20 protein-coding genes are annotated in these 20503 nt (G+C 70.0%); 13 read left to right on the forward strand and 7 right to left on the reverse strand.

Translation table 11 applies throughout. The features are described 5' to 3' along the window. Nucleotides 1-31 precede the first annotated feature (31 nt). The 8 genes from TSO221_RS04435 (at nt 32) to TSO221_RS04470 (ending at nt 7712) form a co-directional block, all read left to right on the forward strand. Nucleotides 32-556, forward strand: coding sequence for a GNAT family N-acetyltransferase (locus TSO221_RS04435; protein WP_109117270.1), 525 nt, complete (start codon nt 32-34; stop codon nt 554-556). Next, nucleotides 553-1341 carry a YkgJ family cysteine cluster protein gene (locus tag TSO221_RS04440; protein WP_109117271.1) on the forward strand — a complete coding sequence of 263 codons (789 nt, stop codon included), beginning with the start codon at nt 553-555 and terminating at the stop codon, nt 1339-1341. The genes TSO221_RS04435 and TSO221_RS04440 overlap by 4 nt, the downstream gene beginning before the upstream one ends. A gap of 360 nt (nt 1342-1701) precedes the next feature. Then, nucleotides 1702-2226, forward strand: coding sequence for a PAS domain-containing protein (locus tag TSO221_RS04445; protein WP_109117272.1), 525 nt, complete (start codon nt 1702-1704; stop codon nt 2224-2226). After that, nucleotides 2201-3505: a methyl-accepting chemotaxis protein gene (locus TSO221_RS04450; RefSeq protein WP_146208707.1), complete on the forward strand. Its 1305-nt coding sequence runs from the start codon at nt 2201-2203 to the stop codon at nt 3503-3505. The genes TSO221_RS04445 and TSO221_RS04450 overlap by 26 nt, the downstream gene beginning before the upstream one ends. A gap of 95 nt (nt 3506-3600) precedes the next feature. Further along, nucleotides 3601-4869, forward strand: coding sequence for a serine--tRNA ligase (gene serS, locus TSO221_RS04455; protein ID WP_109117274.1), 1269 nt, complete (start codon nt 3601-3603; stop codon nt 4867-4869). Continuing rightward, nucleotides 4869-5654 (forward strand): 5'/3'-nucleotidase SurE, encoded by a 786-nt coding sequence (gene surE, locus TSO221_RS04460; protein ID WP_109117426.1) that lies wholly within the window; start codon nt 4869-4871, stop codon nt 5652-5654. The genes serS and surE overlap by 1 nt, the downstream gene beginning before the upstream one ends. A 112-nt stretch (nt 5655-5766) precedes the next feature. Further along, nucleotides 5767-6435, forward strand: a complete 669-nt coding sequence (locus TSO221_RS04465; protein WP_109117275.1) for a protein-L-isoaspartate(D-aspartate) O-methyltransferase — start codon at nt 5767-5769, stop codon at nt 6433-6435. After that, a complete protein-coding gene (locus TSO221_RS04470; RefSeq protein ID WP_109117276.1) occupies nt 6432-7712 on the forward strand; it encodes a M23 family metallopeptidase in 1281 nt (426 codons plus the stop codon). Before TSO221_RS04465 ends, TSO221_RS04470 begins: the two co-directional genes overlap by 4 nt. Here TSO221_RS04470 and TSO221_RS04475 read toward each other — a convergent pair. Continuing rightward, nucleotides 7669-8544 (reverse strand): ATP-binding protein, encoded by an 876-nt coding sequence (locus TSO221_RS04475; protein ID WP_109117277.1) that lies wholly within the window; start codon nt 8542-8544, stop codon nt 7669-7671. The two genes, TSO221_RS04470 and TSO221_RS04475, sit on opposite strands and share 44 nt — an antisense overlap. Nucleotides 8545-8742: 198 nt before the next feature. Here TSO221_RS04475 and yajC point away from each other — a divergent pair, with 198 nt between their 5' ends. The 4 genes from yajC to TSO221_RS04495 are packed head-to-tail and all read left to right on the forward strand — an operon-like array spanning nt 8743 to nt 12161. Further along, nucleotides 8743-9165: a preprotein translocase subunit YajC gene (yajC, locus tag TSO221_RS04480; protein WP_109117278.1), complete on the forward strand. Its 423-nt coding sequence runs from the start codon at nt 8743-8745 to the stop codon at nt 9163-9165. Nucleotides 9166-9199: 34 nt separating this feature from the next. Further along, complete coding sequence (gene secD / locus TSO221_RS04485) at nt 9200-10798, forward strand: protein translocase subunit SecD (protein WP_109117279.1); 1599 nt, start codon at nt 9200-9202, stop codon at nt 10796-10798. A gap of 13 nt (nt 10799-10811) precedes the next feature. After that, complete coding sequence (secF, locus tag TSO221_RS04490) at nt 10812-11768, forward strand: protein translocase subunit SecF (RefSeq protein WP_109117280.1); 957 nt, start codon at nt 10812-10814, stop codon at nt 11766-11768. 18 nt (nt 11769-11786) lie between these two features. Next, nucleotides 11787-12161: an Mth938-like domain-containing protein gene (locus TSO221_RS04495; protein WP_109117281.1), complete on the forward strand. Its 375-nt coding sequence runs from the start codon at nt 11787-11789 to the stop codon at nt 12159-12161. Nucleotides 12162-12225: 64 nt separating this feature from the next. Here the strand turns inward: TSO221_RS04495 and TSO221_RS04500 are convergent, their stop codons facing one another. The 4 genes from TSO221_RS04500 to TSO221_RS04515 form a co-directional block, all read right to left on the reverse strand. After that, nucleotides 12226-12831 (reverse strand): superoxide dismutase, encoded by a 606-nt coding sequence (locus TSO221_RS04500; protein ID WP_109117282.1) that lies wholly within the window; start codon nt 12829-12831, stop codon nt 12226-12228. A gap of 63 nt (nt 12832-12894) precedes the next feature. Next, nucleotides 12895-14184: a hydroxysqualene dehydroxylase HpnE gene (hpnE, locus tag TSO221_RS04505; protein ID WP_109117427.1), complete on the reverse strand. Its 1290-nt coding sequence runs from the start codon at nt 14182-14184 to the stop codon at nt 12895-12897. Then, nucleotides 14181-15062: a presqualene diphosphate synthase HpnD gene (gene hpnD, locus TSO221_RS04510; protein WP_109117283.1), complete on the reverse strand. Its 882-nt coding sequence runs from the start codon at nt 15060-15062 to the stop codon at nt 14181-14183. Before hpnD ends, hpnE begins: the two co-directional genes overlap by 4 nt. Before the next feature lie 12 nt (nt 15063-15074). Then, complete coding sequence (locus tag TSO221_RS04515; protein ID WP_109117284.1) at nt 15075-15944, reverse strand: squalene/phytoene synthase family protein; 870 nt, start codon at nt 15942-15944, stop codon at nt 15075-15077. A 125-nt stretch (nt 15945-16069) separates the two neighbouring features. On the opposite strand from TSO221_RS04515, the gene TSO221_RS04520 reads away from it, so the two are divergent. Further along, complete coding sequence (locus TSO221_RS04520; protein WP_109117285.1) at nt 16070-16924, forward strand: phytoene/squalene synthase family protein; 855 nt, start codon at nt 16070-16072, stop codon at nt 16922-16924. A gap of 3 nt (nt 16925-16927) precedes the next feature. On the opposite strand, the gene TSO221_RS04525 is transcribed toward TSO221_RS04520, so the two are convergent. Then, nucleotides 16928-18940 (reverse strand): HAMP domain-containing methyl-accepting chemotaxis protein, encoded by a 2013-nt coding sequence (locus TSO221_RS04525; RefSeq protein WP_109117286.1) that lies wholly within the window; start codon nt 18938-18940, stop codon nt 16928-16930. Between the two features lie 93 nt (nt 18941-19033). Further along, complete coding sequence (gene trmFO, locus TSO221_RS04530; protein ID WP_109117287.1) at nt 19034-20392, reverse strand: methylenetetrahydrofolate--tRNA-(uracil(54)-C(5))-methyltransferase (FADH(2)-oxidizing) TrmFO; 1359 nt, start codon at nt 20390-20392, stop codon at nt 19034-19036. Nucleotides 20393-20503: the final 111 nt, after the last annotated feature.

Consider the following 20503-nt stretch of genomic DNA (forward strand, 5'->3'; position numbering starts at 1 on the left):
TGCGCCGCGCTTTCGATCCAGAGGAGGAACCGTGGTCGCCCGTTTCGAGACCCAGCGCCTTCTGGCCGCCCGTGCCCGCCCCGACGATCTCGACGACCTCGCGCGCATGCACACCGATCCCGCGGTGATGGCGACGCTCGGCGGCCGGGTGTGGACCCGCGAGGAGACGAAGGCCTTCCTGGAGCGCGTGCTGGACCATTGGGACCGGCACGGCTACGGCGTATGGACGCTGCGCGCCAGGGAGAGCGGTGCCTTCGTCGGCCGCGCGGGCCTGCGCCGCAAGCTGATCGACGGCTACGAGGAGACCGAACTGCTGTACGCCTGCATGCCCGAACACTGGCGCCATGGCCTGACCACCGAAGCGGCGGAGGGCATCGTCGCCATCGCCTTCGAGCGACTGATGATGCCGAGCCTCGTCGCATTCACGCTGCCGGCCAACGCCGCGTCGCGGCGCGTCATGGAGAAGGCCGGCTTCGGCTACGAGCGCGACTTCATCCATGCTGGCGAGTTGCACGTGCTCTACCGTCGGCGCCAACGCCAGGACGCTGCGGCATGAGCATGGTGTCGAGCCGGCAGGAGCGCCGTCGGCAGGACCGCGAGGACGACAAGCTGCTGCGCCACGGCATCCCGCCAGGCGATGATGCCGGGCCACTGCTCGCCCAGACGCGCCGCTTGCTGCGGATGCTGCGCGCCGGCAGCGCGGCCGACGCGGCGGCGGAGATCCATGGCGGTTTCGATACGGCCCTGCGCCGCGCGCCGCGCGAGCCGGTGGCGTGCCGCAAGGGCTGCTCGCACTGCTGCATCAGTTACGTCGCCGCCACGGCGCCGGAGCTGTTCCTGATCGCCCGCAGCCTGAAGGGGCCGCGCCGGGCGGCTGCCGCCGCGCGCGTCGCCGATGCCGAGGCCGCCACACACGGCCTCGGCATCGGCGAGCGCTTCGCCGAACCGCGGCTCTGCCCGCTGCTGGAGAATGGCGCGTGCGGGATGTATCCGGTGCGCCCGAGCGCCTGCCGCAGTCTGGCGTCCTTCGACGCGGAACTCTGCGGGCGCAGCTTCGGAGCGAACAGCGGGGAGGGGCTGCCGGCCCCGGCCGCGCCCATGCACCTGCGCAGCGCCTATCAGGCGAGCCTGCGCGCGGCACTGACGCTGGCCGGCCTGCCGGCGGTGGCGTACGAGCTGAACGCCGGGCTCAACCGCGTGTTGAGCACGCCGGACGCCGAGGCACGATGGCTGAGGGGCGAGGACGTCTTCGAGGGCATCGCACCGGAGGCGGTGCCGAAGCCGCGCTTCGACGAGACGGTGCGGATCCTGGTGAACGAATTGCGCGCAGAAGGGCCGTAGCCCTGCCCCTTCCCCTTCCCCTTCCCGTGGGTCTGGGGAAGGGCTTGAAAGGCCTACAACGCCCCTACCTTGACCGACTCGGCCTGCACTTCGTCCACGTACGTTTCCAGTTTCACCGCCAGACGCACACCAGTGTGGTTGGCCAGCACGAGGTGGCGGGCGGCGCGACCGATGGCGCGGGTGGCCGTGAGGGCGCCACGGGGTTGCCGCCGTGCCGGCTCGGCCAGCAGGCGGCCCAGGGTTGGAAGGGCGGATCATCGTTACGCGTTTGAAATTTACGTTAAAATTGATCCAAATCAATCGCGGTTGGTATTACCATGCGACAAGCTCCGTACAACCAAAGAAGGGTACGAGGCAGGCATGGCGCGGCCAGACGTTCACCTCACGGGGCGAGAGCGCACCTTCCAGCCCGACGAGATCATCGTCTCTAAGACGGATCTCAAGGGGATCATCACCTACGCCAACGACGTCTTCATCCGCGTCAGCGGCTACGGCGAGGAAGAGTTGCTGGGCAGGCCGCACAACCTGATCCGCCATCCCGACATGCCGCGCTGCGTCTTCAAGCTGCTGTGGGACACGCTGGGGACGGGGCAGGAGATCTTCGCCTACGTCGTGAACCTCGCCCGCAACGGCGACCATTACTGGGTTCTGGCGCACGTCACGCCGGTGCACGACCGGAACGGGCGCATCATCGGTTACCACTCCAGCCGCCGCGTGCCGACGCGGCCGGCGGTGGAGAAGGCGGCCGGGCTCTATAAAGCGTTGCGGGCCGAAGAGGCCAGGCACCCCAGCCCCAAGGACGGCATCGCCGCCGCCGGGGCGATGTTGACCGCCATCCTGCGGGATAAGGGAGTGAGCTATGACGAATTTGTCTTCTCTCTCTAAGGGCCTGTGGGCGGTCGGCGGCACGGCGGCGGTGGTCGCGGTGCAGGGCGTGCTCGGCGCCGTGTCCGGCGAGTGGGTGCAGGCGGCGCTGGGCGTGGGCGGTCTGACGGCGTGCGGTCTGGCAGCGTGCTGGATCGCCGACGCGCGCGCCAAGATCTACCGGGCGGGCGCGGTGATGGAGGCGGCGGAGAAGGGCGACCTGCAGCCGCGCGTCCTGCACGTGCCGGGCGACGATGCGCTGGCGGTGATGCTGCGCAACACCAACCGCCTGCTCGACCGCGTCGAGGCGTTCGGCAAGGAGGCCAACGCCGCCATGCAGTACGCGGCGCAGGGCCGCTACTTCCGCCGCATCGTGATGACCGGCATGGTGGGCGACTTCGCCGTTTACGCCGGGCACGTCAACCAGGGCCTCGCCGCCATGGAGCGCCGCAGTGCCGAGTTCGTGGACAGCGCCACCAACATCGGCTCCAGCATCCGCGAGGTGGCGCAGATGCTCTCGGCCAGCGCGTCGGAGTTGGAGGCGGCGTCCGGCAGCATGAGCCACGTCGCATCCGAGACGTATGAGCAGTCCTCCGGCGCGGCGAGCGCGGCCGAGACCGTCTCGGGCAGCGTCGAGGGCGTGGCCGCGGCGACCTCGCAGGTGTCCGGTGCCATCGCCGAGGTGGCGCGCGGAGTCGCCCGCACGGCGGAACTGGCCAAGGATTCCGTGGGCAAGGTCGTGGAGGCGGACGGCACCATCCGCTCGCTGCTGGCGGCGTCGGAGGAGATCGGCGCGGTGGTCAGCCTGATCAACTCAATCGCCAGCCAGACCAACCTGCTGGCCTTGAACGCGACCATCGAGGCGGCGCGGGCCGGCGAGGCGGGCAAGGGATTCGCCGTCGTGGCCACCGAGGTGAAGAACCTCGCCAACCAGACCGCCGGCGCCACCGAGGAGATCACCAAGCAGATCGCCGCGGTGCAGGCGGTGACCAAGGCGACGGCCGAGGCCATCGGGCTGGTCGGCCGGATGATCCACGACATCGACGAGATCGCCGTCGGCATCGCCGGCGCCGCCGAGCAGCAGAGCGCCGCCATCGGCGAGATCAGCCGCTCGATCCGCGAGGCGTCGGAGGGTGTGCGCACCGTGGCCGGCGCCGTCACCCAGGTTGCCGCCGGCACGCAGGAGGCGAGCGCCGCAGCCGGGCAGGTGCTCAGCTCCGCCGGCGATCTGGCCAAGAGGGCATCCGATCTGAACCGGGACATCGACGATTTCGTCAACCGGGTGGTCGCGCAGCGGTAGGGAAGGGCGGACCGTCTGGATTTGGACCGTCTGGATTTGTCGGGGGAGGCGGACTATAACCGGCCTCCCACCTTCAATCGACGAAACCTCCCGCCATGCACGACCTCCGCGCCATCCGCGACAATCCCGAAGCCTTCGACCGCGGGCTCGCCCGCCGCGGGCTGGAGCCCATGTCCGGCACGGTGCTCGACCTGGATTCGCGCCGCCGCGCCGCGCAGACCCGCATGCAGGAGATGCAGGCCCGTCGCAACGAGGCGGCCAAGGAGATCGGGCTGGCCAAGAAGGAAGGCCGCGACGCCCAACCGATCCTCGACGAGATGGCGCAACTCAAGGAGCGGCTGCCGCAGGCCGAGGAGGAGGAGCGCCGCATCGGCGCCGAACTGGACGACCTGCTCGCCCGCCTGCCCAACCTGCCGGCCGACGACGTGCCCGACGGCCCGGACGAGACCGCCAACGTCGAGGTGCGCCGCTGGGGCGAGCCCAAGCCGATCGCCAGCGCCAAGCAGCATTTCGAGCTGGGCGAGGCGCTGAAGCTGATGGACTTCGACGCCGCCGCCCGCATGTCCGGCGCGCGCTTCACGGTGCTGAAGGGCGGTTTGGCGCGGCTGGAGCGGGCGCTGGCGCAGTTCATGCTCGATCTGCACACCACCGAGCACGGCTACACCGAGGTGGCGCCGCCGCTGATGGTGCGCGACACCGCGCTGTTCGGCACCGGCCAGCTGCCGAAGTTCGAGGAGGATCTGTTCCGCACCAACACGGACCATTTCCTGATCCCGACCTCGGAAGTGCCGCTGACCAACCTGGCCTCCGACCAGATCATCGAGCAGGAGAGCCTGCCGCACCGCTACACCGCGCTCACCCCCTGCTTCCGCGCCGAGGCCGGGTCGGCGGGCAAGGACACCCGCGGCATGATCCGCCAGCACCAGTTCTGGAAGGTGGAGATGGTCTCCGTCACCGCCCCCGAGCAGTCGGAGGCGGAGCACCAGCGCATGACCCGCTGCGCCGAGACGGTGCTGGAGAAGCTAGGCCTGCCCTACCGCACCATCGTGCTGTGCACCGGCGACATGGGCTTCTCTGCCCGCAAGACCTACGACGTCGAGGTCTGGCTGCCGGGGCAGGGCATGTACCGCGAGATCTCCAGCTGCTCCAACTGCGGCGACTTCCAGGCGCGGCGCATGAAGGCGCGCTGCCGCCCGAAGGGCGAGAAACAGACCCAGTCCGTGCACACGCTGAACGGCTCGGGCGTGGCGGTGGGGCGCTGCCTCATTGCGGTGATCGAGAACTACCAGCAGCCGGATGGGTCCATCCTGGTTCCCGACGCGCTCCGGCCCTACATGGGCGGGCTGGAGAGGATCGCGGCATGATGTTCGAGCTTCCCATGGACCTGTCCAAGGCGCGGATCCTCATCAGCAACGACGACGGCATCCACGCCCAGGGCATCCGCGTGCTGGAGACGATCGCCCGCACGTTGTCCGACGACGTCTGGGTGGTGGCGCCGGAGGCCGAGCAGTCGGCCGCCAGCCACTCACTGACCATCCACCGGCCGCTGCGCCTGAAGAAGGTGGGCGAGAAGCGCTACACGGTGGACGGCACGCCGACCGACTGCGTGCTGCTGGCGATCAACCACGTCTTCAAGGACGACCAGAAGCCGACGCTGGTGCTCTCCGGCATCAACCAGGGCTCCAACATCGGCGAGGACGTCACCTACTCCGGCACCATCGCCGCGGCGATGGAGGCGACGCTGCTCGGCGTCCCCGCGATCGCGCTGTCGGCGCATTTCGAGCGCCGCGACGCCATCCCCTGGGAGACGGCGGAGCGCTGGGGCGCGGAGGTGATCCGCAAGGCGGTGACCGTGCGCTGGCCGAAGAACGTGCTGCTGAACGTGAACTTCCCGGCGGTCGGGCCGGACGCGGTGACCGGCATCCACGTGGTGCGGCACGGCAAGCGCAAGATCGGCGACGAGCTGATGGAGCGCGTCGACCCGCGCGGCCGGCCCTACATCTGGATCGGCGCGCTGCGCGGCGAGTCCGAGGTGGCGCCGGACACGGACATCCACACCGTGTTCAACGGCGGCATCTCGATCACGCCGCTGTTCCTCGACCTGACCCACAACCCGACGCTGCAGACGCTGAAGCAGGCTTTTGCGTGAACGAGTCGATACCCCCCTCCCGGCCTCCCCCCGCTGGGCGGGGGGAGGAGAGAAAGCCCTCCCCCGCCCAGCGGGGGGAGGCCGGGAGGGGGTATCCGGCGGAGACCTTCCCATGACCATCGACGCGCGGAAGATCCGCCTGATCATGGCGTTGCGTCGGTCGGGAGTGACCGACACGAAGGTGCTCGCCGCGATCGAGCGGATCCCGCGCGAGATGTTCGTCCCCGCCTCGTTCCTCGACCAGGCATGGGAGGACACGGCGCTGCCCATCGACCTTGGGCAGACCATCAGCCAGCCGCTGGTGGTGGCGCTGATGACCCAGGCGCTGGAGGTCACCGACCGCCACCGCGTGCTGGAGGTCGGCACCGGCTCGGGCTATCAGGCGGCGGTGCTGTCGCGGCTGTGCCGGCGACTCTATTCCATCGAGCGGCTGCGGCCGCTGCTGAGCGAGGCGGAGAAGCGCTTCCACGCGCTGCGCCTGCACAACATCACCACCCGCCACGGCGACGGCACACGCGGCTGGCCGGAGGCGGCGCCCTTCCACCGCATCATGGTCACAGCCGCCGGCGGGCTGGAACCGCCAAAAGACTTGACGGAACAGCTCGCGGTTGGTGGTGTCATGGTGATTCCGCTCGCGGCGGGCAACTACGGCGACCAGCGCGTGGTCCGCATCCGCCGCACTGACCATGGTTTCGATCGGGAGGATCTGTGGCCCGTCCGCTTCGTGCCCCTGCTGTCCGACACGCCGCCGGACGATGCCCCGCGGGCCGACCCGGCATGAGCATGCGCGCTTTGGCGGTGTTCGCCGTCGTGCTGCCGCTGGCCGCCGCGTGCGAGCGCACCGCACCGCCGCCGCCGGTCACCACCGTCGGCAACGCGCCGGATTCGGCCGGCGGTGCCATCATCGTCGGGCGCGGCGACAGCCTGTACACGCTGTCGCGCCGCTACAACGTGCCGCTGCGCGACCTGATCGACGCCAACCGGCTGACCCCGCCCTACACGCTGGAACCGGGCCAGCGCCTCGTGCTGCCGACCTCGCGCCAGTACATCGTGCAGAAGGGCGACACGCTGACCAGCATCTCGCGCATGTTCAACGTCGAGATGACCGAGCTGTCGCGCCTCAACGGCCTCGCTGCGCCCTACGCCGTCCACACCGGCCAGCCGCTGCGCCTGCCGGCCGGCGGCAGCCGCATCACGGAGACCGCCGACGGCGCCGCCGCGCCTGCCGTGGCCGCCGCTCCCACCGCCAAGGTGAGCCGCGGCGGCGTGCAGGTGTCCGACCTGCCGCCGCCCGGCGGTGCTTCGGCCCCTCCGCCGGCCCCGGTCCCGTCTGGCAAGCCGGTGGGCACGCCGCTGGCCGCCCCGGGCACGTCGTCGGTCACCGCGCCGGCCGCTACCGCCGCAGGGGCCGCGGTCTCCGCCGCTCCGCTGCCCTCAGCCGTCAGCGATTACCAGCCCGGCCAAGCCCCCAAAACGCTGCGCCCGCCTGGATCCAAGCCGTCGCCGGCCGAGACCGCCGCTGCTCCGCCCCCTCCGCCGGCCGTCACTCCGGCCCCGGCGCCCGCCCCGCAGGAGGTCGCGGTCGCCGCACCGGCGAAGCCTGAGGTCGGCGCGCCGCCGCCGCGCGGCTCCGGCCGTTTCCTATGGCCGGTGAAGGGCAAGCTGTTGTCCGGCTTCGGGCCGAAGCCGGACGGGCTGAACAACGACGGCATCAACATTGGCGCGGCGAAGGGCACGGCGGTGGTGGCCGCCGACAACGGCGTCGTCGCCTACGCCGGCAACGAGCTGCGCGGCTTCGGCAACCTGCTGCTGGTCAAGCACGATGGCGGCTGGATCACCGCCTACGCCCACCTCGACAGCATGCTGGTGGAGCGTGGCGCCAAGGTGAAGCGCGGCGAGAAGATCGGCACGGTCGGCCAGAGCGGCTCGGTCAACACGCCGCAGCTGCATTTCGAGCTGCGCAAGGGGTCGCACGTGGTCGACCCCCGCGATCAGATGGACGGCAACCCGCAGCTCAGCGAAGGGGCTTCCCCAGCCGGCCGGCAAGGTCCTGGATGAATTGCCACGCGACGCGGCCCGAGCGGCTGCCGCGCGTGACCGACCATTCCACCGCCTCGGCGTGCAGCCGCTCGGCCGGCACGTCAAGGCCAAAGCGCTCGGCGTAGCCCTCGACCATGGCGAAGAAGGTCGGCTGGTCGCAGTTGTGGAAGCCCAGCCAGAGACCGAAGCGGTCGGACAGCGACACCTTCTCCTCGACCGCCTCCGCCGGGTTGATGGCGGTGGAGCGCTCGTTCTCGATCATGTCGCGCGGCATCAGGTGGCGGCGGTTGGAGGTGGCGTAGAACACCACGTTGTCCGGCCGCCCCTCGACTCCGCCCTCCAGCACCGCCTTCAGCGACTTGTAGTGGCTGTCGTCGTGGTCGAAGGACAGATCGTCGCAGAACAGGATGAAGCGCCGCTCCTGGCCCTTCAGCAGGTGCAGCAGGCGGGGCAGGGTGGGGATGTCCTCGCGGTGGATCTCCACCAGCGCCAGGGTGTCGGGTTTCTCCACCGTCACCTGAGCGTGCACCGCCTTGACCAGCGAGCTTTTGCCCATGCCGCGCGAGCCCCAGAGCAGCGCGTTGTTGGCCGGCAGGCCGGCGGCGAACTGCCGGGTGTTGTCCAGCAGGATGTCGCGTGCCCGCTCGATGCCCTGCAGCAGGCTGATCTCCACCCGGTTCACCACCGGGACCGGATCCAGGCGGTCGGGGTCGGCGTGCCAGACGAAGGCGTCGGCGGCCGCCACGTCCACCGGGCGGGCCGGCGGCGGGGCGAGGCGGTCGAGCGCGTCGGCGATGCGGGTCAGCAGCGGCAGGATCTGGGAGTCGGACGTTGGCACGGCGAAAACCATTCGATGGGTGGTGGAAAGCCGCCCCGACGTGTCCATCTATGGGCGGCGAGCCACCGTACCGGCCGGGGGCGCGGCGGACAAGCGGTAGGGCCATCGAACAGCATTGCCCAATCCCGTTGCATCGCGCCCCGGGCCGGCTATAGTCGCGCCCGTATCATGCCGCGCGCCAACGATTCATTAGATTAAGGAGCCACCAGGATGTTCGTATCGACGGCCTACGCCCAGACCGCCGGGGGCGCCGGGGGCGGCGACATGCTCGTTCAGTTCGCGCCGCTGATCCTGATCTTCGTCGTCTTCTACTTCCTGCTGATCCGTCCGCAGCAGAAGAAGCAGAAGGAGCACAAGGCGATGCTCGACTCCATCCGCCGCGGCGACCGCGTCGTGACCGGCGGCGGCATCATCGGCACCGTCAGCAAGGTGGACAACGACGAGCTGCAGGTCGAGATCGCCGAGGGCGTCAAGGTCCGCTGCATGCGCGGCACCATCAATCTGGTGCTCGCCCGCACCGAGCCGGCCAAGGGCGCTTCCGCCCCCGCCGCCGCGGGCGACACGGCCGCCGCCCCCGCCGAGAAGGCGGACGAGGGCAAGGGCGGCCTCGGCAAGCTGTTTGGCCGCAAGTAAGCCGCGGTCTGTGCTTTAGAGGGTTCGGCAGAGCATGCTCTACTTCTCGCGTTGGAAGATCTACACGATCCTGGCGGTCTGCCTGCTGGGCATCGTCCTTGCGTTGCCGAACGTCCTCGGCCGGGACACGCTGGCCGCCCTGCCGCACTGGTACGGGCAGAACCGCGTGCACCTCGGCCTCGACCTGCGCGGCGGCTCGCACCTGCTGCTCGAGGTCGATATGGGCGCGGTCGTCCGCGAGCGCCTGGAAGGCCTCGTGGACGGTGCCCGCACCCAGCTGCGCACCGCCAACATCGGCTACACCGGCCTGTCGGCCGGCGACCGGCAGGTGACCATCCAGCTGCGCGACCCGGCGCAGGCGGAGGAGGCGGTGCGACAGCTCAAGCAGCTCGCCATCAACGTTGGCGGCGGGCCGCTGGGCGGCGGCCTGCCGGACATCACCACGTCGGTCAATGGCAACACCGTCACGCTGGCGCTCAGCGACGAGGCGGTGCGCCAGCGCGCCCAGCAGGCGGTCGAGCAGTCCATCGAGATCGTCCGCCGCCGCATCGACGAGACCGGCGTCAGCGAGCCGACCATCGCCCGCCAGGGACTGGACCGCATCCTGGTCCAGCTGCCCGGCGTGGACGACCCGGACCGCGTGAAGCGGCTGCTCGGCACCACAGCGAAGATGACCTTCCGTCTGGTCGATCCGAACGCCGATCCGTCCACCGGCCGCGCCCCGCCGGGCTCGGAGATCCTGCCGAGCGCAGAGGGTGGCCGTGGCCAGGGCAGCTATGTCATCCGCCGCAAGATCGAGGTGGACGGCGCCAACCTGACCAACGCCACCGCCGGCACCAACAACCAGAACGGCGAGTGGGTGGTGAACTTCGAGTTCGACTCCCAGGGTGCCCGCCGCTTTGCCGAGGTGACCAAGCAGAACGTTGGCCGGCCCTTCGCCATCGTGCTCGACAACAAGGTGATCTCGGCTCCGGTCATCCGTGAACCGATCACCGGCGGCCGCGGCCAGATCAGCGGCAGCTTCAACGCCCAGTCGGCCAACGACCTCGCCGTGCTGCTGCGCGCCGGCGCGCTGCCGGCGCCGCTGAAGGTGATCGAGGAGCGCACGGTCGGCCCCGATCTCGGCGCCGATTCGATCCGTGCCGGCCTGATCTCGGTGATCGTCGGCTTTGGCATGGTGTGCGTCTACATGCTCGCCGCCTACGGGCTGTTCGGCGCCATGGCGTGCTTCGGCCTGCTGGTCAACCTGGTGCTGACCATCGCCGCGCTGTCGATCATGCAGGCCACGCTGACGCTGCCGGGCATCGCCGGCATCCTGCTGATGCTGGGCCTCGCGGTCGACGCCAACATCCTGATCAACGAGCGCATCCGCGAGGAGGCCAAGAAGGGCCGCACGCCGTTCGCGGCGATGGAGGCCGGCTTCTCGCGCGCCTACGCCACGATCATCGACGCCAACCTGACCACCGCCATCAAGATGGCGCTGCTGTTCATCTTCGGCGTCGGCACGGTGAAGGGCTTCGCGGTCACCATCACCTTCGGCATCCTGATTTCCATGTTCACCGCCACCGTGCTGGTCCGCCTGCTGATGGTGAGCTGGCTGCGCCGGGCCAAGCCCGCCGCGCTGCCGGTGTAAGGGGGAAGATCCCATGTTCCATCTCCGCCTCGTCCCGGACAACACGCGCATCCCGTTCATGCGCGGCCGTTACGCCGGCATCATCACCTCCATCGTGCTCTCGGTGCTGTCGGTGGGGCTCTACTTCTATCCGGGGCTGAACTACGGCATCGACTTCGCCGGCGGCATCGTCATCGAGGCGCGCACGCCGGAGGCCACTGACTTCGGCAAGGTGCGCCACGTCCTGCACGGCCTCAACATGGGCACGGCGGCGTTGCAGGAGTTCGGCTCGGCCAACGACGTGCTGATCCGGCTGGAGCGCCAGCCGGGCGACGACGCCGCGCAGCAGCGCGCCGCCGACCAGGTTCGCGCCACGCTGGCCAAGGAGTTCCCGGGCACCCAGGTGCGCCGCGTCGAGGCGGTGGGCGCCTCGGTGTCGGGCGAGCTGTTCCGCAACGGCATGTTGGCGCTCGGCCTCGCCATGGGCGCGATGCTGATCTACATCTGGTTCCGCTTCGAATGGCAGTTCGGCGCCGGCGCGGTGGTCACGCTGTTGCTGGACGTGACCAAGACCATCGGCTTCTACGTGCTGTTCGACCTGCAGTTCAACCTGACGGCGATCGCCGCGATCCTCACGATCATGGGCTACTCCATCAACGACAAGGTGGTGGTGTACGACCGCATGCGCGAGAATCTGCGCATCTACAAGAAGATGCCGCTGCGCGAGCTGATCGATCTGTCGATCAACGAGACTTTGAACCGCACGCTGGGCACCTCGCTGGCGACGCTGCTGTCGATCATCCCGCTGGCGGTCTTCGGCGGCGAGGCGTTGCAGGAGTTCGGCATCGTGCTGATCTTCGGCATTTTCCTGGCGACATCCTCGTCGATCTTCATCGCCGCGCCCATCTTGCTGTTCCTGGGCGAGAACCGCCTGCGCCGCGGCGCTCCCGAGGCCACCGCTCCCGGCGGTCAGCCGCAGCAGGTCCCGTAGACAGCAAGGTATTCCGGCATGGATGTCACGCCGCTCATCCCGGCGGATCGGCAGGTCATCGACGGCTACGGCGACGGGCAGTTCTGCGTGCGCGGCACGTGGCTGCCCGGCCCGCTGATCGTGTTCCCCGACCGCACCCTGACCTGGGAGGTTACCGGATTCGCCGCCCTGACGGTGGAGAGCTTTGCCCCGATCACCGAGGCCGACCCACCGGTGGAGATCCTGCTGCTTGGCGCCGGGCCGCGCAACCAACTGGTGCCGCGGGCGCTCCGCGAGAGCCTGCGGGCGCGCGGCGTCGTTGTGGACGGCATGGACACCGGCGCCGCCTGCCGGACGTACAACGTGCTTCTGGCGGAAGGGCGACGGGTGGCGGCGGCACTGCTTCCCGCCTAGGGAAACGAGAAAGGGCCCCCTGCCGGGGGCCCTCTTTGTATCCGTACGTCTGTACGTGTACGTCTCAGGCCGGGGCCTTCGAGAGGCGCTCGGCGACGAACTCCCAGTTCACCAGGCTTTCCAGGAACGCCTTCACGAAGTCGGCGCGGCGGTTTTGGTAATCGACGTAGTAGGCGTGCTCCCACACGTCGACGGTCAGCAGCGGGAACAGGCCCTTGGCGACCGGGGTGTCGGCGTTGCCGGTCTTGGAGACCTTCAGCTTGCCGCCTTCGATGTAGAGCCACGCCCAGCCCGAGCCGAACTGCGTGATGGCGGCCTGCGAGAACTCCTCCTTGAACTTGTCGACCGAGCCGAAGTCGGAAACGATGCGCTTCTCCAGCTCGGACGGGATGGCGCCGCCGCCGTTCTTCTTCATGCTCTGCCAGTAGAAGGTGTGGTTCCACACTTGGCCGGCGTTGTTGAAGATGCCGACCTTGCCGGCGTCGCCGGCGGACTGCTGGATCAGCTCTTCCAGGCTGGCGTTGGCGAGGGGCGAATCCTTCGTCAGGTTGTTCAGGTTGGTGACGTAGGTCTGGTGGTGCTTGTCATGGTGCAGATGCAGGGTCTGCGACGACATGAACGGCTCCAGGGCGTCATACGCGTACGGGAGCGGCGGCAGTTCGAACGCCATAGGATCGATACCCTCTCTTCTTGATTGCGTGCGGTGCCTTGCTCGGCACTTCGCCTCCAGGGCTCAAATATGTCCGCTGCGCCGCAAAGTGAAGGCCGGAAATCGGCCGAGGCGCGCAAAAGGGGTAATCCGAGCGCGCAGGACCGCCTCCGCCGCCCGCTCGCCGGAGCGCACAGCGCCCTCCAGCGTAGCCGGCAGGCCGGTGTCGGTCCAGTCGCCGGCCAGGAACAGCGTGGGATGTGCGGTGCGCGCCGGGGGGCGGGAGGCGGCGTGCGTCGGGCTTTGATCGGTGGTGGCGCGCCGTTCCTTGACGACTCGGTACGGGGGCAGGGGGGCGGCGGTGCCCAGCGCCCCCGCCGCATCGGCCCACAGCTGCGCGGCGATCTCCTCCGCCGGCAACGCGGCCAGCGCATCGGCGGCGCTGACCGTCACCGACAACACGTCGCCACGGGCGAACAGCCACTCGGCCGTACCGCCGACCAGCGCCAGGAAGGGCAGGCCTCCGGGCAGGGGGGCGGGACGGTCCAGCCGGAAATGCGCGTTGACGATGGCCGGGCCGGGCGGCGGCGCCGTCACCTCCGGCAGCAGCTTTTCCACGCCCCAGGCCGGCAGGGCAAGGACCAGCGACCCGTCGGCTCCGAGGTCCACACGCACGCCGGCGGCACGGAAGCCGGTGGGGTCCACCGCCTCGACCCGGACGTTAAGGTGCACGGTGGCGCCGAGGGCCTTCAGGCGCCCTAGGATCGGTTCGATGAAGGCGTGCGACAGCCCCTTCGTCGCGATCTGCGGGCGGCAGGCCGCCTCGCCGCGCAGCAGCGTCTCGCGCAGGATCGCGGCGAAGAGGCGGGCCGAGGCCTTCTCGTAGGGCATGTTGATGCCGGAGACCACCAACGGCGCCCACAGCCGTTCGTACAACGCCCCTCCGGGTGGCAGCGCGTCGGCGACCGTGGCCGTCCTGCCCGCGGTCAGCAGCGTCAACGCCGCGAGGTAGTCGCGCACCCGGCTGCCCGGCACGCGGCGCGCCTCGTCGAACAACCACAGGCCGCCGGGACACAGGGTCCAGTGCTGGCCGGTGCGGAGGTCGTGGAAGGGAAAGGCGGCAGGGTGGACCTCGGCCAGCCGGTCGCGCGCGCCGACACGCTCCAGCAGACCGAGCAGCGCCCGGTTGCCGCTCAGCACGAGGTGGCTGCCATTGTCGATCACGCGGTCGAGCGTGGCGTCGTGGAAGGAGCGGCAGCGGCCACCGGCCTGCGGGGCGGCTTCGTAGACGACGACGCGGTGGCCGGCCTCGGCGAGGCGCAGCGCGCAGGCAAGCCCGGCAAGGCCGGCGCCGGCGATGTGGGTGGTGGTCACGCTGACGGCGGCCGGCCAAGTGCGCAGCGCAGGGTCACCCAGGCGCACTCGCGCTTCTTGATGCGCACGCCGCGCGACAGGTCGTGCCAGCCCCGGGCTGTCAGGCGGGCGAGCAGGCGACGGTACAGCAGCATCATGGCCTCGGCCGCCCATAGCCGGCGGCGGTTGCAGCGGGCCAGAGCCAGCCTCGCCTCGGCGAAGCGCGTCTCGGCGCGCAGTGCCAACGCCTCGCAGGCCTGCGGCAGGTTGGGGTTGGCGAGCACTTCCGCGGGATCGACGGAGAAGATGCCGGCGCCCATCAGCACCTCGCGCGGCAGGTAGAGCCGGCCGAGCGGCGCGTCCTCGGCGAGATCCCGCAGGATGTTGGTCAGCTGCAACGCCTCGCCCAGCGCAATGGCGAAGGCCTCGGTGGAGACATCGGCGCGGTCGAAGACGCGGATCGCCAGCAGCCCCACCGCTCCGGCCACCCGGCGGCAGTAGACGCCCAGCGTGTGCAGGTCGGGTGCCCGCATGGCGCCGGAGAGGTCCATGGCCATGCCGTCGATCACCGCCTCCAGCTCGGCGCGCGGCAGGCCGTAGCGCTCGATGGCGCCCTTCAGCGCGGCGGCCATCGGGCTGGACGGGGCGCCGCCGGCGTAGAGGTTGCGGATCTCTTGGCGCCACGCGTGCAGGGCCTGATGCTTGGCCTTGGGGTCGCCCGGCTCATCGACGATGTCGTCGATGTGGCGGCAGTAGGCGTAGATGGCGAACATCGCCGCGCGCTTGGATCGCGGCAACAGCAGCATCGGCCAGTAGAAGGTGCTGCCCGAGCGCCCCGCCACCGCCGCCGGTGTGTCGCCGGAGGAGTCCGGCGCGATGTCCGACAGCGGTGCGGTCATTCCCTCATCCTGCTACTGCGTGATTCCTCGCGCGATGCCGCGGGCCAGGGCAAACACCTTCTGGTGCGCCGCCAGCTCGACGCGCGTCTTCATGGGATCGCGCACCCGGAGCCGATACGCAAGCGATTCCGCAACGCTGAGGATCACGGCGGCCTCCATGCGCAGGCCGCGGTGCTTGATCATGCCGGGCAGGGCCGAGGCGCGCTCGATCAGACGGTCGGTGTGGTCGAGCAGGCGGTCGAAGATGGCCCGCAGCTTGGGGTCGGATTCGGATTCCACCAGACGCTCGACGCTGACGCCGGCCTCGTCGAACCACGCCAGCGGTACGTAGCAGCGGCCGAGCGCCGCCCAGTCGTCCCGCACGTCCTGCAGGTGGTTGAGCACCTGCAGCGCCGAGCACAGCGCGTCCGCCGCCGGCCCGGCCTCCGGCCCCTCGCCGTGCAACTCCAGCAGGTAGCGGCCAACCGGGTTCGCCGAGAATCGGCAGTACAGCAGCAGGTCGCTCCAAGTGTGGCAGCGAGCCCCCACGGAGTCGCGGCGGAAGGCGCGCAGCGCCTGGCGTGCGTGGCGGTCGGACACACCGGTCGCCTGCAGGCTGGCGCGCAGGTCGAGCGCCGGCTTCAGGTAGGCGTGCTTGGCCTGACCGGAGGTCAGGGCGCGCTCCAGCGCGTCGAGGTAGGCGAGCTTGCTCTCCGCCTCAAGGTCGGGGTCGTCGGCGATATCGTCGGCCAGCCGCACGAACTTGTAGAACGCCATCACGTGCGGGCGCAGGTGGCGCGGGATCAGCCGCGAGGCCACCGGAAAATTCTCGCTGCGCGCGTCCTTGCGCGCGAAGGGACCAGGCTTGGGGGTGGTGGTCGGGACGACGTTGAAATCGGCCATCGCTCGCCTGCTCCTGCTGCCAATCGGGGCTGGCGCGCCGCCCCTTGTACCCTAATATAATCGCCGCCCGGGCCTTGACCCGTCCCAACGATGCCTCCACCCCTATTTTTCCGGACCGGCCCCCGATGGCGAATGAAGCAGCCGACCTGTCTTATTGCGGACAGGAGGTTCGGCGATACGACAACGACCGTTTTCTGACCTGCCTATTCGCTCCGGCGGAGCGGCGCGAGACGCTGTTCGCCCTGTGCGCCTTCAACATCGAGATCGCCAAGACCCGCGAGGTCGTCAGCGAGCCGATGCTCGGCCAGATGCGCCTGCAATGGTGGCGCGACGCGGTCGAGGCCGCCTACGAGGGCGGCGCGGCGCCGGTGCACGCGGTGACGCAACCGCTGGCGGAGGCCATCCGGGGGCACGGGCTGACCCGCGGCCACTTCGACCGCCTGATCGACGCCCGCGAGGCCGACCTGGACGACGAGCCGCCGGCCAGCCTGGACTGTCTGGTCAACTACGCCGACGCGACGGCGGCACCGCTGGTGCTGCTGGCGCTGGAGACGCTTGGCATGCGCGACGCCGCGGCGGCCGAGGCGGGGCAGCACGCGGCTGTCGCCTATGCCTTGGCGGGGCTGCTGCGCGCGGTGCCGCACCTCGCCCGGCAGAACCGTGTGCTGCTGCCGGCGGACCGGCTCGCCGCGCACGGCGTGCGGGTGCGCGACGTGATCGAGGGTAAGGCCGGGGACAAGCTGCGGCCGGTGGTGCGCGAGGTGGCGGAGCGGGCGCGCGAGCATCTGGCCAAGGCGCGGGCGGTGCGGCGGGAGGTGCCGCGTGCGGCGGTGCCGGCGCTGCTGGGGGCAACGCTGGCCGACATCTACCTGGGCGTGCTGGCGCGCGAGGACCATGAGGTCCTAGCGGCCCGTGTGCAGATGCCGCACCCGATGCGCCAGCTCAAGCTGGCCTGGGCGGCGGTGCGGGGGCGGTACTAGCACCTATACCCCGCGCACCTGCCGGATGAACCGCTCCACCTCGCCGGACAGCCGCACCGACTGTTCCGACAGGGCACGGGCGGCGTGCAGGACCTCGCCGGCGGCGGAGCCGGTGCCGTCGGCGGCCTGCTGGACCTGCCCGATGGTGGACGAGATGTCCTGCGTGCCGACCGCCGCCTGTTGGACGTTGCGGGCGATTTCGCGGGTCGCGGCGTCCTGCTGCTCGACCGCGGCGGCGATGGTGGTGGCGATCTGGTTGATCTCGGCGATGGTCTGGACGATGTCGACGATGGCTTCCACCGCGCTGCCGGTCGCTCCCTGCATGGCGGTGATTTGCTGGCCGATGTCCTCCGTCGCCCGGGCGGTCTGGGTCGCGAGATTCTTCACCTCGCTGGCTACCACCGCGAACCCCTTGCCGGCTTCACCGGCCCGCGCCGCCTCGATCGTCGCGTTGAGGGCGAGGAGGTTGGTCTGGCTGGCGATGTCGTTGATCAGGTTCACCACCTCGCCGATGGTGCGGGCCTGATCGGCGAGCGCGCGGACGGTGGTGCTGGTGGCCTGGGCGCGGTCCTGGGCGCGCTGCGCGATGGCGGCGGACTGGCCGACCTGCCGAGTGATCTCGCCGATGGAGCTGGTCATCTCCTCGGCGGATGCGGCCACGGTCTGGACGTTGGCTGCGGTCTGCTGTGCCGAGCTGGCAACCACGGCGGCCTGCCCGCGGCTTTGTTCGGCGGTGGCCGACAGGCGTTGCGCGTTGGATTCGAGCTGCGTGGCCGAGGTGGAGACCCCCTCCACCACCGTGCGCACGCTGGCCTCGAAGCTGTCGGCGAGTTGCGCCATGGCGCGGCGCTTCTCCGCCTCGGCGCGGTGCTCCTGCTGCACCTGCTCCTCGCGCATGCGCTCCATGGCCTGGGCATTGTCCTTGAACACTTGAACCGCCTGCGCCATCTCGCCGATCTCGTCATGGCGGCCGCGGTGCGGCACCTCGGTGCCCAACTCGCCCTTGGCAAGCCGGTCCATGGCGGCGGTCATGGCGTGGATCGGCTTGGTGATGCCACGGCCGATCCACCACGCGGCGAGCATGCCGAGCGCCACCGCCAGCACGGTGAGGACGATGGAGCGTTGCTCGGTCGCCTGCGCGGCGCCGGTGGCCTCGCGCTCGATCACGCCCTGGTCGGCCTTGACCGAGGTGCGGATGGCGCCGGCCTTCTCGGCGATCTGGGCACCGATGCGGTCGAGGGTCTCGGTGCGCAGGCGCTCGCTCTCGCCGACGACGGCGACCAGTGTCTCGATGGAGGACTCGAAGCGCGGGATGCTGGCGAGCGCTCCGGCCAGCAGCTCGCTATGGTGAACCTCCTTGACCTGCTTGTCCAGCTCGGCGATGGCCGCGGCGAGTTCCTTCAGCTTGGACAGCGCGTAGACCGACTCCGTCTGGGCGTGGGTGTCCAGGTACTTCATGGCGTGAGCCTGCGCCGTCAGCAGCTTCTCCTGCGCCGCGGCGGCGAGGTAGGCGATGCGATGCTCGCCGTCGGTCGCGGCGGATTCCGCCAATTCGCCGAGCTTGGTGCGCATGTTGTTGGTGCTGCGGGCGAGCGGGCCGTCCACCACCTCGTTGCGCTTGGTGGTCAACTCGCCAAGGCGGGCGAGTGCGGCGCGGTAGGCGTCGGTCTGACCGGCGATGCCCTGTATGAGCGGCGAGCGGGTGGGGTGGCTGACCTCCCGCTGGGCCTCGGCGACGGCGCGGGCGAACGCCTCGAAGGCGCGTTCGGCCTGCTGGAACGCCTCCGGCGCGCGCGACGCCAGGAAGGCGTTGGTGTGGCGCTGCAGGGTGGCGGCGCCCAGCTCAAGCTCGTCCACCGCGGTGGCGTCGTGCGCCATGTCGGCGAAGGCATCGAACTTGCCGCGCACCACATCCAGCCCGAGCACCGCAATGACGTTCAGCGCGATCACCAGCGCCTGCACGATGGCGAATCCGGCGAAGATCCGGCCGCCGATCCGGAGTTTGCCCACACTCATCAGCTCAGTCCTTTTCCGCGCCGGTCTGCGCCGGTTGGTATGACCATAGCGTCAGCGTGCCGATAAAGGAAAGATGGTTTACGTTTGGGTCAATTATTGAGCAGATGCCGATTCGGTGTTCAACCAGCCGGCCAGATCCTCCAATGCGCGCTGCGTGTAGGCGCGCTTGCGCTCGCGACCGCGGATGCGGTCATCGACCGGCGGGAACAGGCCGAAGTTGACGTTCATCGGTTGGAAGGTTTCCGCTTCGGCCCCGCCAGTGATGTGGCCGAGCAGCGCGCCGAGCGCCGTGGTGACGGGCGGCGGCGGCTGTTGGCGTCCCAGGCGTTCGGCCGCCGTGAACAGGCCGGACAGCAGGCCGACGGCCGCGCTCTCCACATAGCCCTCGCAACCGGTGACCTGCCCGGCGAAGCGCAGGCGCGGCTGTGCCTTCAGGCGCAGCGTCCTGTCCAGCAGGCGCGGGCTGTTCAGGAAGGTGTTGCGGTGCATGCCGCCGAGGCGGGCGAACTCCGCCTTTCCCAGGCCGGGGATCATGCGGAAGATGCGGACCTGCTCGGCGTGCTTCAGCTTGGTCTGGAAGCCGACGAGGTTGTAGAGCGTGCCCAGCGCGTTGTCCTGGCGCAACTGCACCACGGCGTAGGGGCGGCGCTCCGGCTTGTGCGGGTTGGTCAGGCCGACCGGCTTCATCGGGCCGTAGCGCAGGGTGTCGACGCCGCGCTCCGCCATCACCTCGATGGGCAGGCAGCCCTCGAAGTAGGGCGTGGTCTTCTCCCAGTCCTTGAAGTCGGCCTTCTCGCCGGTCACCAGCGCGTCGATGAAGGCGCGGTACTCGTCCTTCTCGAAGGCGCAGTTGATGTAGTCCTTGCCGGTGCCGCCGGGGCCGGGCTTGTCGTAGCGCGACTGGAACCACGCCTTGGAGAGGTCGATGCTCTCCAGGTAGACGATGGGGGCGATGGCGTCGAAGAAGGCCAGCGACTCCTCGCCGGTGAAGGCGCGCACCGCCTCGGCCAGGGCGGGGGAGGTGAGGGGGCCGGTGGCGACGATCACGCTGTCCCAATCCTCCGGCGGCAGGCCGGCGACCTCCTCGCGCACGATGGTGATGAGGGGGTGGGTAGAGAGCGCCTCGGTCACTGCGCCGGCGAAGCCGTCGCGGTCCATGGCCAGCGCACCGCCGGCCGGCACTTTGTGCGCGTCGGCGCAACGCAGGATCAGCGAGTTGCAGCGCCGCATCTCCTCGTGCAGCAGGCCGACCGCGTTGTACTCCGCGTCGTCCGAGCGAAAGGAGTTGGAACACACCAGTTCGGCGAACCTGTCGGTGTGGTGCGCCTCGGTGGCGCGGACCGGGCGCATCTCGTGCAGGACGACGGGAACGCCGGCCGAGGCGAGCTGCCACGCGGCTTCCGAACCGGCGAGGCCGCCGCCGATGACGTGGACGGGACGGGGAGTGGTCATGGGACTGGGCTCGACTGCGATGGAGCCCTGTCAGTTAGCCTCTTCGCGCCCGGACGACAAGCGTTTGGGGCTCCCGAAACGAAGGCGGCCCCTCCCGCTGGGGAGGGGCCG

Source organism: Azospirillum sp. TSO22-1, assembly GCF_003116015.1.
Lineage (GTDB): Bacteria > Pseudomonadota > Alphaproteobacteria > Azospirillales > Azospirillaceae > Azospirillum.

Coding starts and splice junctions, on each gene's coding strand:
- TSO221_RS04440 (WP_109117271.1), top strand. CDS start 553: ATGAGCATGGTGTCGAGCCGGCAGGAGCGCCGTCGGCAGGACCGCGAG.
- TSO221_RS04445 (WP_109117272.1), top strand. CDS start 1,702: ATGGCGCGGCCAGACGTTCACCTCACGGGGCGAGAGCGCACCTTCCAG.
- TSO221_RS04450 (WP_146208707.1), top strand. CDS start 2,201: ATGACGAATTTGTCTTCTCTCTCTAAGGGCCTGTGGGCGGTCGGCGGC.
- serS (WP_109117274.1), top strand. CDS start 3,601: ATGCACGACCTCCGCGCCATCCGCGACAATCCCGAAGCCTTCGACCGC.
- surE (WP_109117426.1), top strand. CDS start 4,869: ATGTTCGAGCTTCCCATGGACCTGTCCAAGGCGCGGATCCTCATCAGC.
- TSO221_RS04465 (WP_109117275.1), top strand. CDS start 5,767: ATGACCATCGACGCGCGGAAGATCCGCCTGATCATGGCGTTGCGTCGG.
- TSO221_RS04470 (WP_109117276.1), top strand. CDS start 6,432: ATGAGCATGCGCGCTTTGGCGGTGTTCGCCGTCGTGCTGCCGCTGGCC.
- TSO221_RS04475 (WP_109117277.1), bottom strand. CDS start 8,544: ATGGTTTTCGCCGTGCCAACGTCCGACTCCCAGATCCTGCCGCTGCTG.
- yajC (WP_109117278.1), top strand. CDS start 8,743: ATGTTCGTATCGACGGCCTACGCCCAGACCGCCGGGGGCGCCGGGGGC.
- secD (WP_109117279.1), top strand. CDS start 9,200: ATGCTCTACTTCTCGCGTTGGAAGATCTACACGATCCTGGCGGTCTGC.
- secF (WP_109117280.1), top strand. CDS start 10,812: ATGTTCCATCTCCGCCTCGTCCCGGACAACACGCGCATCCCGTTCATG.
- TSO221_RS04495 (WP_109117281.1), top strand. CDS start 11,787: ATGGATGTCACGCCGCTCATCCCGGCGGATCGGCAGGTCATCGACGGC.
- TSO221_RS04500 (WP_109117282.1), bottom strand. CDS start 12,831: ATGGCGTTCGAACTGCCGCCGCTCCCGTACGCGTATGACGCCCTGGAG.
- hpnD (WP_109117283.1), bottom strand. CDS start 15,062: ATGACCGCACCGCTGTCGGACATCGCGCCGGACTCCTCCGGCGACACA.
- TSO221_RS04515 (WP_109117284.1), bottom strand. CDS start 15,944: ATGGCCGATTTCAACGTCGTCCCGACCACCACCCCCAAGCCTGGTCCC.
- TSO221_RS04520 (WP_109117285.1), top strand. CDS start 16,070: ATGGCGAATGAAGCAGCCGACCTGTCTTATTGCGGACAGGAGGTTCGG.
- TSO221_RS04525 (WP_109117286.1), bottom strand. CDS start 18,940: ATGAGTGTGGGCAAACTCCGGATCGGCGGCCGGATCTTCGCCGGATTC.
- trmFO (WP_109117287.1), bottom strand. CDS start 20,392: ATGACCACTCCCCGTCCCGTCCACGTCATCGGCGGCGGCCTCGCCGGT.